The 16,788-nt window shown below is 37.8% G+C and carries 14 protein-coding genes; 9 read left to right on the top strand and 5 right to left on the bottom strand.

Going from position 1 to position 16,788, the window contains the following annotated elements; all coding sequences use genetic code 11:
* Nucleotides 1–26: 26 nt before the first annotated feature.
* The 4 genes from CS931_RS02020 to CS931_RS02005 all read right to left on the bottom strand — a co-directional run bounded on the left by CS931_RS02020 (nt 27) and on the right by CS931_RS02005 (nt 5,609).
* Nucleotides 27–914 (bottom strand): carbohydrate ABC transporter permease, encoded by an 888-nt coding sequence (locus CS931_RS02020; RefSeq protein WP_099204088.1) that lies wholly within the window; start codon nt 912–914, stop codon nt 27–29.
* 102 nt (nt 915–1,016) lie between these two features.
* Nucleotides 1,017–1,976: an ABC transporter permease gene (locus CS931_RS02015; protein WP_099204087.1), complete on the bottom strand. Its 960-nt coding sequence runs from the start codon at nt 1,974–1,976 to the stop codon at nt 1,017–1,019.
* 181 nt (nt 1,977–2,157) lie between these two features.
* A complete protein-coding gene (locus CS931_RS02010; RefSeq protein ID WP_099204086.1) occupies nt 2,158–3,786 on the bottom strand; it encodes a response regulator transcription factor in 1,629 nt (542 codons plus the stop codon).
* A gap of 2 nt (nt 3,787–3,788) precedes the next feature.
* Nucleotides 3,789–5,609, bottom strand: coding sequence for a sensor histidine kinase (locus CS931_RS02005; RefSeq protein WP_099204085.1), 1,821 nt, complete (start codon nt 5,607–5,609; stop codon nt 3,789–3,791).
* A gap of 205 nt (nt 5,610–5,814) precedes the next feature.
* On the opposite strand from CS931_RS02005, the gene CS931_RS02000 reads away from it, so the two are divergent.
* Nucleotides 5,815–6,801: a Gfo/Idh/MocA family protein gene (locus CS931_RS02000; protein WP_099204084.1), complete on the top strand. Its 987-nt coding sequence runs from the start codon at nt 5,815–5,817 to the stop codon at nt 6,799–6,801.
* Between the two features lie 12 nt (nt 6,802–6,813).
* Nucleotides 6,814–7,935: a Gfo/Idh/MocA family protein gene (locus CS931_RS01995; RefSeq protein WP_099204083.1), complete on the top strand. Its 1,122-nt coding sequence runs from the start codon at nt 6,814–6,816 to the stop codon at nt 7,933–7,935.
* A gap of 99 nt (nt 7,936–8,034) precedes the next feature.
* Here CS931_RS01995 and CS931_RS01990 read toward each other — a convergent pair whose 3' ends face one another.
* Nucleotides 8,035–9,045 carry a LacI family DNA-binding transcriptional regulator gene (locus CS931_RS01990; protein ID WP_099204575.1) on the bottom strand — a complete coding sequence of 337 codons (1,011 nt, stop codon included), beginning with the start codon at nt 9,043–9,045 and terminating at the stop codon, nt 8,035–8,037.
* Nucleotides 9,046–9,616: 571 nt separating this feature from the next.
* On the opposite strand from CS931_RS01990, the gene CS931_RS01985 reads away from it, so the two are divergent.
* From CS931_RS01985 to CS931_RS01955, 7 genes are read left to right on the top strand one after another with little or no spacing between them, the layout of a single operon-like run.
* Nucleotides 9,617–10,891: a Gfo/Idh/MocA family protein gene (locus tag CS931_RS01985; protein WP_099204082.1), complete on the top strand. Its 1,275-nt coding sequence runs from the start codon at nt 9,617–9,619 to the stop codon at nt 10,889–10,891.
* Nucleotides 10,888–11,115, top strand: a complete 228-nt coding sequence (locus tag CS931_RS01980) for a hypothetical protein (RefSeq protein WP_099204081.1) — start codon at nt 10,888–10,890, stop codon at nt 11,113–11,115. Before CS931_RS01985 ends, CS931_RS01980 begins: the two co-directional genes overlap by 4 nt.
* A gap of 29 nt (nt 11,116–11,144) precedes the next feature.
* Entirely contained in the window at nt 11,145–12,473 is a 1,329-nt protein-coding gene (locus CS931_RS01975; RefSeq protein WP_099204080.1) for a DUF4832 domain-containing protein, read from the top strand.
* Between the two features lie 25 nt (nt 12,474–12,498).
* The gene (locus CS931_RS01970; protein WP_099204079.1) at nt 12,499–13,791 is read left to right on the top strand and encodes an acyltransferase domain-containing protein; all 1,293 of its coding nucleotides are present in this window, start codon (nt 12,499–12,501) and stop codon (nt 13,789–13,791) included.
* A 9-nt stretch (nt 13,792–13,800) separates the two neighbouring features.
* On the top strand, nt 13,801–14,919 hold the full coding sequence (locus CS931_RS01965; RefSeq protein ID WP_099204078.1) for a DUF4832 domain-containing protein: 1,119 nt from the start codon (nt 13,801–13,803) through the stop codon (nt 14,917–14,919).
* Nucleotides 14,916–15,854 carry an ABC transporter permease gene (locus CS931_RS01960; protein WP_099204077.1) on the top strand — a complete coding sequence of 313 codons (939 nt, stop codon included), beginning with the start codon at nt 14,916–14,918 and terminating at the stop codon, nt 15,852–15,854. The genes CS931_RS01965 and CS931_RS01960 overlap by 4 nt, the downstream gene beginning before the upstream one ends.
* Nucleotides 15,855–16,739 (top strand): carbohydrate ABC transporter permease, encoded by an 885-nt coding sequence (locus CS931_RS01955; protein WP_099204076.1) that lies wholly within the window; start codon nt 15,855–15,857, stop codon nt 16,737–16,739.
* The last annotated feature ends 49 nt before the right edge of the window (nt 16,740–16,788 follow it).

The following is a 16,788-nucleotide window of genomic DNA, read 5'->3' as shown; positions in this document are numbered from 1 at the left end:
TCCAAAATAAAATTTTATATGAATGATCATCCCTTAACAGAACCGATCATCATTCCCTTAACATAGTATTTTTGTAAAAATGGATAAACTGCGACAATTGGCATTGTTAGAATCATTACAAAAGCCATCTGCAAAGATTGAGATGTATAGCTTGTCATCGAACCCAAAGTGGTTTCTTGCCCAAGTTTTACGGTTTGGTTTGCTGTCGCCTCTGACAAAAGTTGTTGTAAAACAGTAGAAGCCGGTTTTAGTTGCTGCACGCTCTGATAATAGGCACCTGTGAACCAGTCATTCCAATGCCCAACACCAATAAGTAATGCAAGTGTAGCTAAAATAGGTTTTGATAACGGTAAATAAATCTGGAATAAAACTCTAACATCTCCTGCTCCATCAAGGTGTGCCGACTCTCTCAGTTCTTCTGGGATACTATTAAAATTACTTCTCATCAAAACCAAGTTGAAAAAGCTATAGACAGCAGGCCAGATATAGAGCCAAAAACTATTGGTAAGCCCCAAGGTACGAAGCTGCATATAATACGGAATCATACCGCCGCTAAAAAGTGTTGTGAAAAAGAAGAAAAAAGTTATCCCCGTGCGTCCCGGTAAAGTCTTAATGGAAAGTGCATAGGCAAGAAGCGCTACTGCCAGCAGACTAATCACTGTTCCCAAAAGAGTTTTTGAAACCGAAATGCCTAATGAAGTAAAAATTCTTTCATCTTGAAAGGCCATTTGATAATTTTGAAGAGTAAATTCACGAGGTAAAAAGTACACACCACCCTTTGCAAAATCTCTTCCTGTATTTAATGAAGCAACCAGTACATACCAAAACGGATAAAATGTAATAAATCCAAATACACCTAAAAGCAAATAATTAAACCCTGTGAAAATCTTTTGTCCCCGCGTTCTTTTTTTCATATCGATACCTTCCTAGAAATTTCTGAAGTGCTCATTTATGTAAAACTAAGTTCTAAACTAGCTATATTCTCAAATTATTTTAGTTTAGCAACCATCGTGCATTTACCATAAGCTGACTTCCATGGTTTTTTTGCAAACTAAATTGGCAATAAACATAAGTGAAATCGAAAACAAGGACTTAAAAAGACCAATTGCTGTTGCATATTCAAATCGACCATAGTTTAAACCGGTATTCAAAATATAAGTATCTAATATCTCTGAAATCTGAACATTGGCCGGTTGTTTCAATAATAAGATTTGATCATAGCCCGCATTTAAGATATTGCCAACAGCAAACAAGAACATGATTCCAATGGTTTCTTTTATGCCAGGGAGTGTGATATACCAGGTTGATTTCAATCGTCCTGCCCCATCAATTTCAGCAGCTTCATATAACTCAACGCTGATGCTGGTTAATGCAGAAAGATAAATAATCGAATTCCAACCTGCATTTTTCCAGATATCTGACAAAATTACAATGGGATAGAAGCTTTCTTTCGTACCCATCACAAATTGACTTTCCAGTCCCATCATATTGCGCAAATTATTGTAGACGCCGCCATAAGGGGAAAAAATGACTGTCAATATTTGAACCACGACAACCCATGATACGAAATTTGGCAAATAGCTCATGGTCTGTATCACTCGTTTGAATTTTGCTGCGCGAACTTCATTTAATAACAGAGCCAATAGAATTGGTGCTGGAAAAGAAATTGCTAATTTCATCAAACTTATAATGAGTGTATTTTTGATTACAATCCAAAACTCTGGAGAATTGATGAACTTTTCAAAATGCTTGAACCCAACCCAAGGACTTCCCATTATACCGAGATTGTATTTAAAATCCTTAAAAGCCAGCGTTGCCCCATACATTGGCTGATAACAAAATATAAGCAGCCACACGATGAGCGGTAAAATAAAGAGATATAGCACCTTATGTTCCCATATTCTTTTTCTCAAACTCTTATTCACATAGTCATATTCCTTCTTTTTTGATATTGCTGCTGACGGATTCCTTACCAAATTTATGACCTCCTTTTATCTCTTGTTAAAATTATAGATGTAATTTCACCCTAAAACAATGTATTTTTTTAATATAATTTGTGCATTATTTTATTTACTTTAAAAATTATTCTAGTGACAAAAAATTGAGCCAGAAATTATCTTCTGACTCAATTTGCACTTTTTAATTTTAGACACTCGCTTAGGACACAATTGCAGTTTTGTTCTTTTCAAACCTAGCACGATATTGAGATGGCGTTATCGCATATGTATTCTTAAATAATCGCATGAAGTAGCTTAAATTATTAAACCCGCAGGTCTCTGCAATCTCACTGACCGAAAAGGTTGTTTCTTTTAGCAATTTAGTCGCATACTCCATTCTTTTAAAAATAATATATTTAGAAATCGTAATTCCATGTTCTTTTTTGTAAGAAGCAGAAAGATAACCCAGCGAAATAGAAAATTCTTTGGAAAGCTTATTGGTCCCCAATTCATTATCCATAAAAGAAGCGTCAATATATTGGCGGATTCTAACCATAATCTCTCCGGCACTCTCACTCTCAGGTGAAGCATTTTCTATATTATTCGCAATAATATTATGGAGGTTTTTAAAAACTCCCTCTACATCCTCAAATGTGTTAAGAATAGAGCCACTGATACTTTCAGAACCCAATCTTGTCAAAATACTATTTCCATTTTTATAGCAAGCAACCGATATCGCATTAATGATAGACGCGTAGGAATGCCTAATGCCAAACTCTGATATTTCTTTGTATTTCAACATCATACTTTTTATTAAATCTTTCGCTCTGCTAATGTCGTTTGTATTCAGGAATTTTCTTAACGTCTGTAAGTCCTCCGCATGAGAAGAAAACGGTAAATTTTTATATTCTTTAAACTGCAAGATTTCATTTTTAGCTTTTATTGGTAAAGAAAATCGCAAATCTTGTGCCAATGCAGCTTCTGTATATAGCCCTACTGACAAAGTCTTATGTGTGTCGCTAGTGCTCACCGATAGAGTAAACGGATAGATATTTTCTATTTTTTGACGTATTTTTACTATTAATCCTTGCAGTTCTTTTTCTGCTTGACTTTGTGACTCTTTATCAGAAATAAAAATCCCCACTAACACATTTTCATGTTCTATGCTTTGGGTGACCAACCCTCTCTTTCGCTCCTCCATCCCCAACAATTCATCAATCATATGATGTATACTATTCATTAACTCTGTTTTTCCCAGACCATTTGAAGAATATTTTAGTCCTTCTACCGGCAAACGAAAAATTGCCATCTGATACCAACACCCGACTGGCGATAGATATTCTTCTAACGCTTCAAAACTCCCCTGCTGTTCTCCCCCAATAATAAGCATATTAACTGCTTCTTGAATCTGATGATCACGAAGTGTTCTGCGAAAAGCATAATTATCTTTACTTATGTTTTGCCGCTCTCTAAGTGCACTCACCTCATAAGTCGCTTTAAGTAAAACATCTTTAATTTCTTCTTTCTTTACTGGTTTTAACAAATAACCGCATGCACCTAGCGCCAACGCTTCCTGTGCAAAAGAAAAATCGGGATAACCACAGATGATTGCGGTCACTAAATCTGGGTGAAGCGAGGTAGCCTCCCGAATTAAATCCAATCCCGTTTTTTCCCCCATCTTAATATCGGTGAGAAGGATATCTGGGGGCGTTGTCTCTATGATTTTTAATGCTTCTTCTGCACTTTGCGCTTCCATAATCCAGTGAAAGGGAATTCCGCTGGCTCCTACGTGATAGGAAATTCCCTCAAGTGCCAACTGTTCATCATCAACAATTAATATTGTGTACACCGTTATCCTCCTTTAAATTCTTCATAGATTAGTTGCAATTTGACACAGGTATATTTTTCTTCTACGCAGCTAATTTCTAAACCGCATTTTTCTTTATACAGCAATTTTATTCGCTTATTTACATTGTTAATGCCTAGTTCTGTTGTGTTTTGACCCTCACTTTGCAAGGGTTTTTCTCCTTTTAAAATTGTATTTACTCGTCTTCGATTTTCTTCATCCATACCTTTCCCGTTGTCCATAATATATATTTTCAGAAATTCATTTTCATGGATTGCCGAAATAATAATCTCATTTTGCTTTTCCATAGTAGCAGGATTATCACTGAAACCATGCTTAAAACAATTTTCTACAATGGGCTGCAAAATTAATTTAGGAACTTTGGCATTCATCAGCTCTTCTTCAATAGACATCCGAAAAATAAAATTGTGATTATAACGTATTTCTTGAATATAAAGATAGTCTTTCACATTTTTCAGCTCATCCGATAATTTCACCTGCCCCTTTGACATATCAGCGGAATATCGAAACAAATCACTCAAAGCTAAAATCATTTCTCTAGAGTCTTGTGCACCCTCCATAGTAGCCGTCACAGCAATAGAGTTTAACGTATTATAAAGGAAATGCGGATTGATATTGGCTGATAGTGCCTCATACTGGGCAGAAACATTTTGAATCTTAATTTTATACTCCTCTTCAATCAATGTTTTAATTCTATTCTGCATTTTCACCGCATGTTGTTTGATTTTTCCGATTTCATCGTTTCTATTCTTGTTGTCATAATTTTTTAGAGGCTCATCTTCATCAAAGTTGTCCAACAGTTTAATAACAGAATTAATTCTTCTCCTAAAATTAAAATAAAAAACCAAGAGCATGCAAAGCGCAAATAAAAACACGACCATTAAAATTAAGATGGTGAGGACTAACCCATTTCCCACAAAGAAATTTGGCCACGGATTTTCAGGAAATATAATAACCAAAGAAGCATTCATTTCTGCTATTTCCTCTATTCTAAAAGAAGCTTGGCTATTTGTTTGCTTTGAGCGTTTTTCTTCAGCTTTATCGGCCGATAGGTAGGTTTGATAGACTGTTTCTGCATACTCTTGATACTGTTTATTCGAAGTATAAACGGCACCGCTGTCCTTATCGGTATATTCATAAAACAAATAGGGATAGGCCCTTACATCCTTATCCTGTGATTCATTTTCCGCAAAAAAGGCATTTACATCTATCCAAAGCGCTTCATAACACTTCGATGTACCTGTACTTACTCCTGTTTTATATGTATTAAAATCGTTAATGGTTCGCAGCATAAAAAACTTATATTTTGAGTTCACATTGTCAAATACAAACGTGTGAAATTCAGATTGCTGCTGATCTATAAAATCTTGATACCAAGGCTGCAACTGCATTTCATTTTGTGATACAAAATATCTTCCATCCGTTGGTAATCCGCCATAAAAGACGTACCGATCTATATATTCTTGATCTGCCAACAAATAGGTGGTGGCATTAATAACCGGTATAAGTTCTGAACTCAGTTCGACCATTTCAGAGGGCATCACATCATTTCTAAAAATATTTTGACGTATGGTCGGATTAAGAGCAGCAACCTGCATAGTCGTTGAATAACGGTTAATTTGCCTCTTCACTTCTTTTACGTAACTCTCTTTTTTCAGGTCATAACTTGTGTCAATATACCCATCTAATGTTTTTGATGTGTTAATTAGAAGCGTGATAATAATTGTGCAGGCAATCATAATTAAAAGAAAAATAATAATTGTCAGTGTTTTAAAAGAATCTAATTTTCTCATCAATTTTAACAAAATTTATCCCCTTTTCCTTAATTTATTATTTTAGGATATCACGGTTTTTTACCTATTTCAACCTTTCAATAAAAAATATTTATATCTTTTAGCCTAAAAAACGTAAAATAATTCACTAATTATATAAAAATAAATGATACAAATCATTATACTTTTCACTGTATAATGATGCCAACAATTTGTTTTGAATAAAGGAGGCACTAAAATGCTTAAAGTTGGAATGATTAGCAAATGGCATGTTCATGCAGAGGGATATGCTGATACGGTGTTAAAAACTGGGTTGGCCACAATTACCGCTGTTTGGGATGACAATCGTGAACGAGGAGAAAAATGGGCTGAAGAACTAAAGTGTTCTTACTACAGTGACTTGGATGATTTTCTTTCAGACACAAATGTAGAAGCTGTTGTATGTGACGCTCCTACCACGCAGCATTTTGAGATTCTAAAAAAAGCTGCTTTAGCCGGCAAGCATATTTTCACAGAAAAAGCAATGGCACCTACGGTTAAAGAATGTGAAGAACTAGCCGACATTATTGAAAAAGCCGGCATTACTTTTACAATCTCTTTGCCACAACGTACTTCTCAAGTTGCTCGTCTTGCAAAAAAAATGATAGACGACGGCAAATTTGGAAAAATCTCGCTCGTCCGCATTCGTAACGGCCACGACGGTGTCAGCTCCCATTGGCTGCCTGAATATTGGTTTGAAGAAAAAGATACTGCTGGAGGAGCTTTAATGGATTTGGGCTGCCACCCAATGTATATGGCGACTTGGCTGTTGGGCAAACCCACACGCATATCCGCTTTGCTAACTCAACCTCTCGGCTCTAAAGTTGACGAATCTGCTACAGCCTCTATCGAGTTTGAGAATGGAGCTGTTTGCACGGGCGAAACCAGTTTTGTTACGTTCCATACCCCAGGTGCTGTGGAAGTTTATGGTACAGATGCTACTTTAGTTGCTGTAGGTAATGATGTAAAAGTGTATGCCAAAGACCTTTCTGATTATGTTGGTTCATCTGGTGTTACACCAAATCTTCCTGAAGAAATGCCAATTCCTCTTGTATTATTCGTTAAAGCATGCGTTGAAGGCACGGGAACACCTAAAGATTTTTCTGCTCGTGAAGGAGTAGAACTCACAAGATTACTTGAAAATGCTTACATTGCAAACAGAGAAAACAGAATTGTTACATTATAAAGGAGACAAATCATGTCTATCTCAATTATTCCTGAAGAAAAAGATGAAGTCTTAAGAGATGTACATATTGGTATTATTGGTTGCGGAGGAATTGCTAATGGAAAACACCTCCCCTCACTTTCAAAATTGCCAAATGTAAAAATTACAGCCTTCTGTGATTTAATTCCTGAAAGAGCTGAAAAAGCAAAAAAGGAATTTGGTACGGATGATGCTGTTGTCTATACCGATTATCAGTTACTGCTAAAACAAGAAGATTTAGAAGTCATTCACGTTTTAACCCCTAACGTTTCTCACTGCGAATTAGCAGTTGCCGCTCTTGAAAGCGGGCACCATGTTATGTGCGAAAAGCCAATGGCTACTACTTATGTCGAAGCACAAAGAATGGTAGAGGCTTCAAAAAAAGCAGGTAAGTTCCTTACCGTTGGTTACCAAACACGCTCTCAAACTTCTCATCAATATGTTCGCAAAATGATCGAACGTGGCGATTTGGGCGAGATTTACTATATCAAGGCACCTTCTATCCGCAAAAGAGGTGTTCCGCTTTGGGGTGTATTCTTAGATAAAGAACAGCAAGGCGGCGGTCCTATGATTGACATTGGTACTCATTCAATTGATGCTGCTCTATCGCTGATTCAGAACTATGATGTTGCCAGTGTAACCGGTTCTGTTTATCGAAAACTTGCCGATACAGCTTATCTCTCTAATGAGTGGGGGATTTGGGATCCTGAAAAATTGGATTTCAGTGTTGAGGACTCGGCCATGTCTTATGTGCGGTTTAAAAATGGTGCCACACTAGTTATTGAAGCAGCATGGCTTTTAAACTATGCAGGCGATTCTCATATGACTCTATGCGGCACAAAGGGTGGCGTAGAATTTTTAGATGGCGGCGTGGTACGTTTCTGCGGAGACGAAGACGGTTCTTTTTACACAAAAGATGTAAAGCCTAATAATACCGCCAGAACTCTATTTAAAGGGCAAAACTTGACTGGTGAAGAATACGAAGCTAAGCAGTGGATTTATAGTGTTATTCATAACATTCCACCTGTAACAAAACCGGAAGAGGCGGCTGTTGTCACACAAATTATCGAAGCTACTTATCGTTCTGCTCAAGAAGGAAAAACAATTTACTTTTAAGCTTTTTCCATAAATAAAAAGAGGTACAGCTTAGCTAGCAAGCTGCACCTCTTTTTTTGTTTTTTAACAGGAAACATTACCCCTATTCGCATGAATCTGTCACGTCGAATTGCGCTCGATTAGTGTTGTGGGAAGAATCAATTTTCTCGGTAGTAAATCATCTCCGCTCATACGGTTTAACAAGACGTCAACCGCCAACATTCCCACTTCTTTCATTGGAATTTCCAATGTTGTTAACGGCGGATTTGAATATCTTGCCATTTCGATATTCGATAATCCTATGACCGCCATTTCTTTCGGAACACTAACGCCATTAGCATATAAGCTACTAAGAGCCGCTATAGCCATTAGATCACTGGCAACAAATAGCGCTGTCGGTTTCTCTTTTAACAAACACAATTCAGCAATCTTTTCCATACACAGAACTTCATCCCATTGGCAATTAATGACCCACTCGTCATGAACAGGAAGACCCGCTGCGTGCATGGTAGCATAATATCCCTTATAACGCAAACTATCTTTTATACTGTTTTTTACTCCATTTCCACCGACAAAGCCAATGCGTGTGTGGCCTTTTTCAATCAAATATTGCACAGCGTTGGTTGCCACTTCATAATGGTCATATCCCACATTATCAATTTCGGGGCGGCGTGTGTCTATGCCCACAATACACGGCACTTGTTTGCGAATATACTCATATGTTTTGGCTTCTAAAGACTCCATCAATATCAGTCCAGCTACTTGTTCTTGAAACACACTATGAAGAATGGCCGTATCTTCTAACTCTGCACTTGAGCGCACAAAAGCCAATTGATACCCTTTGCTTTGCAGTCGGGCTTCTACTCCCGATAAAATTGACATGAAATAAGGGTCGTTATATTTATCTTTTGTAACACTGATGACACACCCAATTTTAACATTGGTTTTTATGGCGGTGGGAGACACCGAATTTGCACGGGAATTCATTTTATAATTTAACGCACGGACAGCTTCCCAAACTCTATTTTTAGTTGCTTCTGTCATCTTGTAAGTAGAATCATTGTTAATGACTCGTGACACAGTAGCAGTCGAAACTTGTGCTAATTTTGCAACATCACGAATGGTACTCATATCTTTATTCATCTCCTTTTGTAGATATTCATCTAACTAGTTACGTAATTTTTATATTTTGTCACGTTATCGTAATCATGCCAACAGAAATTCATTTTATTTTTATAGCATAGATTTTCTGCCTATAAGTTTACAAATATAAATTCTAAATTATAATTTTTTAAGAGCTTTAAGCTCTCTTTGTTTACTAAATATTATAACTATAATATTTTAATGATAAGCTTGTTATACAGGAATATCGTTAATTTGTCAATCTAATTTTTTAATTTTTTTCGTTGAGATAGCTTGACAAGAAAAAGATTTTGTGACATACTGAAACGCATAAAACAGCAAAGGTGCTGCGGGATTATTCCGTAGCACCTTTGCTGTTTTATTTAGAAAATTAGCGTATATTTTTAAGCTCCTGTCAAGATTTCGTAATTCCATACATATCTATGCATATATAATAAATTTTCTAATGTTTTTTTATATTTTCTATTTACAACGCAAATTTTTGGTGCTATACTAAGCAAAAAGTTTACTAAATATTACGTAACATAAGTAAACGAATTGATTATGGGCGGTGTGTAACATGCTAAAGTTGATTTTGATAGGTGCCGGTCAGCGAGGAACAATCTATGCAGACTATGCCTATTACAATCGAAAAGCTGAAATTAAAGCTATCGTAGAGCCTAATCTCGAACGGCGTAGCATAGCGCAAAACAAATATGAGGTATCGCCAGAGTTTGTTTTCGATAATTTTCAGCTTTTCCTAGATAAGGGAAAAATAGGAGATGCGGTGATTCTCTCCTCTATGGACAAAAACCACTATGAGCAGGCTATGAGCTTGTTAGATTTGGGTTATGACTTATTGTTGGAGAAACCAATTTCACCCGAACCGCAGGAATGTATTAAAATTCGTGATAAAGCTAACGCGTTAGGGCGAAAAGTAATTGTATGTCATGTCTTGCGCTACACTTCTTTTTTCAGCACGATAAAAGAAATCATCGATTCCAATCAACTTGGAAAGATTGTTTCTATCCAGCATAACGAGAACATCGGGAATTTTCATATGGCTCATTCCTTTGTTCGTGGCAATTGGAGAAAATCTTCCGAAACCTCTCCTCTAGTGATGCAGAAATCCTGTCATGACATGGATATTTTATCTTGGTTGATTGGCAGTGAAGCAAAGAGTATCTCTTCTTTCGGTGACTTGCAGTATTTTAAAGCGTCAAATGCTCCTGCAAACAGTACAAATCGTTGTCTGCATTGCCCAGCCGCTGAAAATTGCCGATTTGATGCCCGCAAAATGTATTTGCCAATTCGTGGTGACTGGCCAGCCACCGTTGTCAGTCCGGATCAATCCGAAGAAGGTCTCCTAAAAGCGTTGGAAACAAGCCCTTATGGACGCTGTGTTTACCGTTGTGACAACGATGTCTGTGACAATCAAGTTTCCATTATCCAGTTTAAAAATGGAGTCAATGTCTCCTTTACACTAAGTGCTTTCACAAACAAAATGTCTCGAACTTTAAAAATCATGTGTGAAAACGGAGAAATTCGCGGAGATGACAGCCTAAATCGAATTGAAGTGATTCCTTTCGCTTCTAATCAATCGGATTCTCAAACAGCACAGCTGATTACACCAAAAATCGTGTCTGGTTTTCACGGTGGCGGTGACACAGGATTGATGCAAGATTTTTTCAACATTATGGAGTCTGAGTCAAACGAAAATGAAAGCCGCTCTTCTATTGACCGCTCAGTTGAAAGTCATATTATGGCCTATGCAGCGGAGCTTTCACGAGTGAGCAGAAAATCAATTGACATTGATGAATTAAAACACTCCTTGTCAGAAGAAACTGCCCGATGAAGACTATTCATTGTTCCGCTTGTCGATGCGTTGTTACTAATAACGAAGTGGCTCTCAACATCAAATTGTTGGGGAAACAAATTGCCACGGTTCGATGTTATGCCTGCCTTGCCAAGGCTTTAGATTGCACAGTAGAAGACTTACATGAAAAAGTTGCATTTTATCAATCTATGGGTTGCAGCGTATTCAAGGAAATTTACACAACGGAACAACATACATCATAAACCTTCAAGGGAAAAGGAGTGAACACGCTATGGAAAATCTCATTACTGTTTATCCCACTATCAGCCATGAACTTCTCACAAACCCCGGTATCGGTTTTATTGCCGCACCTCCTCTTACGGAAGAAAACATTCATCTTTTGCAAGATGACGAAAAACTAGCTGAAAAATATAAATTTACACCTGACAGCCTTACCTACAATCATCCTGACAGTAAAATTATGTTTTGCAGTGCTCGGTGGAATGAAATTGAAACCGAAAAAGGTGTTTATCACTGGAATTGTTTAGAAGACAGGTTGCAAAAAGCTTATGAGTTGGGGTGTACCGCCGTTGTACGTTGTTCCCCCTATGCACTGGGTGATAATGATGATATTCCCTCATGGTTTCGAGCAGAGTGCCCAGAAGAACCCGATTTTCCTTTTTGGCGTATTGACCCTATAGATTCTCCTTACTTCTCTTACTGGTCAGCTTTTATTCGTGCTTTTGCAGCGCATTTTGACGGAAATCCGTTGATTCATTCCGTTGATATGGCATTGGTTGGTGCATGGGGCGAGGGCGGCGGCACTGAATTTTTGAGTGAAGAAGCAATTGCAATCCTATCCAATGCTTATCTGGACTGCTTCAAACGAACGCCACTGCTAGCTTTGCTGCATGATCCAAAATCCTTGAAAGTAATTCGAGCTCGAAAAGTACCTGTTGGCTTTCGTGTAGATTGTCTAGGCGACATGGGCGGATTTCACGGTACAGAATGGTCACATATGCAAGATTTTTATCCGCAGAATATTCAAAATTTCGGCATGGCCAATGCTTGGGAAAAGTCACCTGTTGTTTTTGAAGCTTGCTGGGATATGAACGATTGGTATAGGCAGGGTTGGAATATTGACTATATCATTGATGAATCCCTCAAATGGCACATTTCGTCTTATAACGGAAAAGCCGCTCCTGTTCCCCTTGCATGGAAAGCACCGGTAGAACGATGGCTAAAAAAGATGGGATACCGCTTTGAATTACATAAATTCACTTTTCCAAGACAAGTAATATCAGGAGAATCTCTAATAATATCTTCTCTAATAGAAAATGTAGGAGTAGCACCTATTTATATGAATTATCCATTGGTTCTGCGGCTGCGAAATGATACCGCAATATATTGTTTTACAAGCAAAACTGATTTGCGGTCATGGCTGCCGGAGATGGATATACTTTGGGAAGAAAGCTTCTTGATTTCTGATGAAGTGAAAACTGGAGAATACACTTTGGAAATCGGTATAGAAACAGGTTTGCGAGAGATTGGCAATATTAAACTGGCTATTCATGGCGAAATCAATGGCTACTATCCAATGGGACAAATAAACATTTTATAAATGACTGAAACGGAGGTTTATCATAGTGAAAACAAAAGAAACATATGAAAATCTTTCAGAATATTGTGGTTTTCAAAATCTACCGGAAGGATTGCCAGAACTTTATATTGATTATAAAGCTGATGAGCAAACTGTTTTAATCAATCGCACTTTCTTAAACAAAATATTCAATCAATATGAATTATCTGAAGAGAAGCGTCAGGCTTTTTTGCAGGCACTTGAGTCGATTGAGCAAAACAGTAAATTATTTCAATTTACTCGCTTTTTAGTGTCGGATATGTGCTCGGCACGCAACCGATGCGATGTTGATAATTATACAAACCTTACACCTGCTCAAGGCATGCAACACCCTGAATTCTATTCACTACTCCTACTTTTGGCTTGCGTTGAACCCGCCATGAAAAAACTAGCACGGCGCGGCGTACCAAAAGAATATTATGAAGAAATTCCGTTCAGGCCTATGAAAGCACAATTTCAGAAATATATTGAAAAAAATGACGTCACCGTTTCTGATTTCCCTTGGGATATGAATTTTTATACCTGTTCCATCTTTCTATTTGACCGCTTTCTCTTTATCCCCTATAAATTTGGAGATGCCTTTTCGATGTATCGCCATGCTAAAAACGGCAAAGTTGTGGCACTAAGTCACAAAGGAATCTGTTTCCGCCGCGATGGACAATATGACGGAATCAACGATGTGTATGATAAAAAGGGTGCTTTTCAGTCTATATGGGAAGAAAACGACGAGTCTATTACCGCTAATCGCATAAATCCAATGGGTTTCGCAGAAAAACAACCGATTACTCTTTTAAAAAGCGAATGGCAGCTTGCGCTTTCAGAGGGCGACCTTTTACTGGCTCTTCATATTCCATCTGGTCCTGGATACACCCCTGACAAACTAAAATCTTCCATGCGCTTAGCTCTTGATTTTTATGAACAGTATTATCCTGAACTGCCGATTAAAGGTTTTTGGAGCGAAAGCTGGTTATATGACAGCCATCTGTCACTGGTATTGGACAATGATAAAAGTAATATTGTACGAGTGCAACGACAATTCTACAATTATCCCATTCAAGAAGGCGACAATATGCTGCGTTATGAATTATTTGGCGATTGGAAAGCTGACCCCCAAAAAGTGGAGCTAAAGACTTCTCTACAAAAATCAGCAGCTACCTATATGGCATCGGGCGCACGTTTTAACACGACCAGTATGATTGTACTCAAAGACGAAGCCGACAAAATGGGGCAAGAACCTTATATCACAGAGGAAGATATCAAACATTTTCATCAAATAGTCGACAGCCATTTAAAAGGATAGGAGTGAAACATGGGACAATATGCTTTAGAATACTACGAAAAATATAAAACGCATAAAATTCGCCCTGTGATTTCCTCTCGTCACCCTGACAATTGGGGTTGCAAGCAGTTTACTCCCCTACACGTTTCTTGGCAAGCTATTGAATTGAAACCTGGGTTATTTGATATATCTTCTGTTGAAAAAATCTTACTTGACGTTAAAAACCCTTTGCTGATTCTTGATTTATCGCCTCCCCCTTGGGCGCAAGAGCCTTTAGCCGATTTACATAAAAGTTTTATCTTGAAACTAGGAAGTATGTTTGACAAGGGACAGTTTATCGGTGTATGGTTAGCACCGCATCAATTTTCTGCGATGATAGCAGATACATTTCAATCTGCTTTTAAAAATACACCTATTATCATTGACTTGACCGACACTCAAGCGCAGAACTATTTCAAGTATAGAAATCAACCGTTTGGTATTCAGGTTTCTTGTCTGCCGGAGGAGTTTCTTTCTTATCGTGAACTTTTTGCCCGACAAAACTTACAGCATATCTGGAAATCTTCTCCTGTAATCTTACAAATGCCCAAAACAGCTTATACATCTGAAACTTATACACAAGCGCAAAAATGGCATGTTTCTTTTTCAAATGTGCTTATGGATACTGGATATCGACTGGAACTGCGAAAACTAGCTTATCCTAAAGAAGTTTCTTCGAGAGGTGCGTTACCTCTGCGTTTTTGGTTTGTGAATACAGGTACTGCTCCTTGTTATCAAACCATTCGGTTGAAAGTACGCTTATCCTGTGACAGCAACGTATATGATATCTCGCTAAAAACAGAAAACATGTCTTGGTCTATCGGCGATATCATCTATAATGAAATTGTTCCTCTACCAGAGATAACAGTAGGAGAATACACGCTATCTCTCGGCTTATGGATAGAAGAACACGCTTTACAGATTGCCAATCAACTGGAATTTCACCATGATTTCTATATGCTTGGAAAGATATTGGTTGACGAACAAAACCGAGATGATTTATTCCATATTTGGGATACCTATTACCCCGAAGGGTACTATCCTTTAGAAGATCCGCAAGCACCAAATGAATCCGAGCAAAATCAAACCTTTGGAGGTGATGCCGAATGAAGAGAAAAGCAAAAGAAGAACGACGAAATGATTTCATGAGAGAATGGCAAGAACACAAAATTTTATACCTCATGTGCGTTCCCGGCCTTATTTTGTTGTTAATGTTTTGTTATGTGCCTTTTACCGGCATTTGGATGGCTTTTACCGACTTTAACGTTGTTGACGGAATTTTTGGGAGTCCGTTTGTAGCACTGAAAAATTTCGAATATTTCTTCACGGGCGGTGTCGGGCCAAAAATTATTTATAACACTCTTTACATTAATATTTTTGGTCTTATATTAGGTTTGATTTTCCCAGTTTCGCTTGCAATTTGCCTAAATGAAATCAAGGGAAAAGCTTTCAAAAAATTCACACAGAGTATGATGTTTTTTCCTTATTTTTTATCTTGGGTGGTCATCGGTGCTATTATTTATGGATTTTTCTCCACGGATATCGGTGTTGTCAATCATGTTTTAAAGTCTTTAGGAATTGACGCGGTACAATGGTATTCTGAACCAAAATATTGGAAAGCCATTTTGATTTTCGCCAACGTGTGGAAATGGAGTGGTTATAATTCAATCATTTACCTCGCGGCTATGTCCAATTTTGACGCTTCTTTATATGAAGCTGCTGAAGTTGACGGAGCGAACCGATTCCAACAAATCACGCGCATCACTCTTCCTTTATTAAAACCAACCGCTATTGTTTTGACGCTTATGAGCATTGGACGCATTTTCTACGGCGATTTCGGTATGGTATACGGTATTGTGGGCAATAATCCAGTGTTAAGTGATGCTGTCAGCGTTATCGATACTTACGTTTACTCTGCTATGAGAACACTTGGTTTCTCCTATTCTACCGCAGTTGGTCTCATGCAGTCTATTATGGGACTAATTTTGGTAACGCTGTCTAATAAATTTGCAAAGAAAATCAATGAAGGAGAGGGCTTGTTTTAAATGAAACGGAGTTTTAGTGACCGAGCCGTCAATGCAGCTGCCTATATTTTTATCGGGCTTTTTGCTCTGATTTGTTTTTATCCTCTGCTGTTGACAGTTAGTGTTTCGCTTTCAAGTGAATCTGAAATTATTCAGAATGGGTATTCCGTTCTTCCTCAAAAATTCACTTTTGACACCTATCAATATATCTTTGCTCACAGCGGAGATAGAATTCTGCGTTCGTATGGTGTTACTATCTTTGTGACAGTAGTAGGAACCGTTGCTTCTCTATTTGTCACCAGCATGATGTCTTATGCTTTATCCATACGTCGATTAAAATACCGAAATGCGATTGCCTTTATTTGCAACTTCACCATTATTTTTTCGGCAGGACTTATCCCCTGGTATATTGTTTGTGTCAATTACTATGGTTTAAAAGATTCTATCTGGAGCTTGATTCTGCCCTCTATGTTTAGTGTCTGGAATATGTTCCTCATGCGCACCTATTTTGACGGGATTCCTATTTCTTTATATGAGGCCGCGAGAATTGACGGAGCCAATTATTTCCGCATTTTTTGGCAGATTGCTATCCCGCTTTCTAAAACAGCATTGCTAACAGTGGGCTTAATGTATGCTTTGCAATATTGGAACGATTGGTGGAACGCTCTAATTTTTATCAAAGAGAAAGACAATTTTCCGCTTCAATATTATCTGTATACTATTCTATCTAACATCAACGCTATCCGCTCTGGTCGAGTTCCGGCGGGTGCTACTGGTGTAAAACTGCCAGCTGAAACCGTTAAAATGGCTGTCACTGTTATCACCATTGGTCCTATTATTTTCTTATATCCTTTCGCGCAGAAATATTTTGTCAGCGGCATTATGACCGGAGCTGTCAAAGGTTAATCTTTATTTATTAATTCGGCTGTGGAATACAGCCTTAGATATTAAGGAG

The sequence above is a fragment of the Scatolibacter rhodanostii genome (genome assembly GCF_900197595.1).
Lineage (GTDB): Bacteria > Bacillota > Clostridia > Oscillospirales > Acutalibacteraceae > Scatolibacter > Scatolibacter rhodanostii.
The sequence above is the reverse complement of the archived record's forward strand: the minus strand, read 5'-3'. Positions and strand labels throughout refer to the sequence as shown.

Bases quoted from the DNA above. Each gene is read 5' to 3' on its own strand.
- CS931_RS01990 (WP_099204575.1), bottom strand. From the start codon at position 9,045: ATGAGTACCATTCGTGATGTTGCAAAATTAGCACAAGTTTCGACTGCT.
- CS931_RS01955 (WP_099204076.1), top strand. From the start codon at position 15,855: ATGAAACGGAGTTTTAGTGACCGAGCCGTCAATGCAGCTGCCTATATT.
- CS931_RS02020 (WP_099204088.1), bottom strand. From the start codon at position 914: ATGAAAAAAAGAACGCGGGGACAAAAGATTTTCACAGGGTTTAATTAT.
- CS931_RS02000 (WP_099204084.1), top strand. From the start codon at position 5,815: ATGCTTAAAGTTGGAATGATTAGCAAATGGCATGTTCATGCAGAGGGA.
- CS931_RS01965 (WP_099204078.1), top strand. From the start codon at position 13,801: ATGGGACAATATGCTTTAGAATACTACGAAAAATATAAAACGCATAAA.
- CS931_RS01995 (WP_099204083.1), top strand. From the start codon at position 6,814: ATGTCTATCTCAATTATTCCTGAAGAAAAAGATGAAGTCTTAAGAGAT.
- CS931_RS01985 (WP_099204082.1), top strand. From the start codon at position 9,617: ATGCTAAAGTTGATTTTGATAGGTGCCGGTCAGCGAGGAACAATCTAT.
- CS931_RS01980 (WP_099204081.1), top strand. From the start codon at position 10,888: ATGAAGACTATTCATTGTTCCGCTTGTCGATGCGTTGTTACTAATAAC.
- CS931_RS01960 (WP_099204077.1), top strand. From the start codon at position 14,916: ATGAAGAGAAAAGCAAAAGAAGAACGACGAAATGATTTCATGAGAGAA.
- CS931_RS01975 (WP_099204080.1), top strand. From the start codon at position 11,145: ATGGAAAATCTCATTACTGTTTATCCCACTATCAGCCATGAACTTCTC.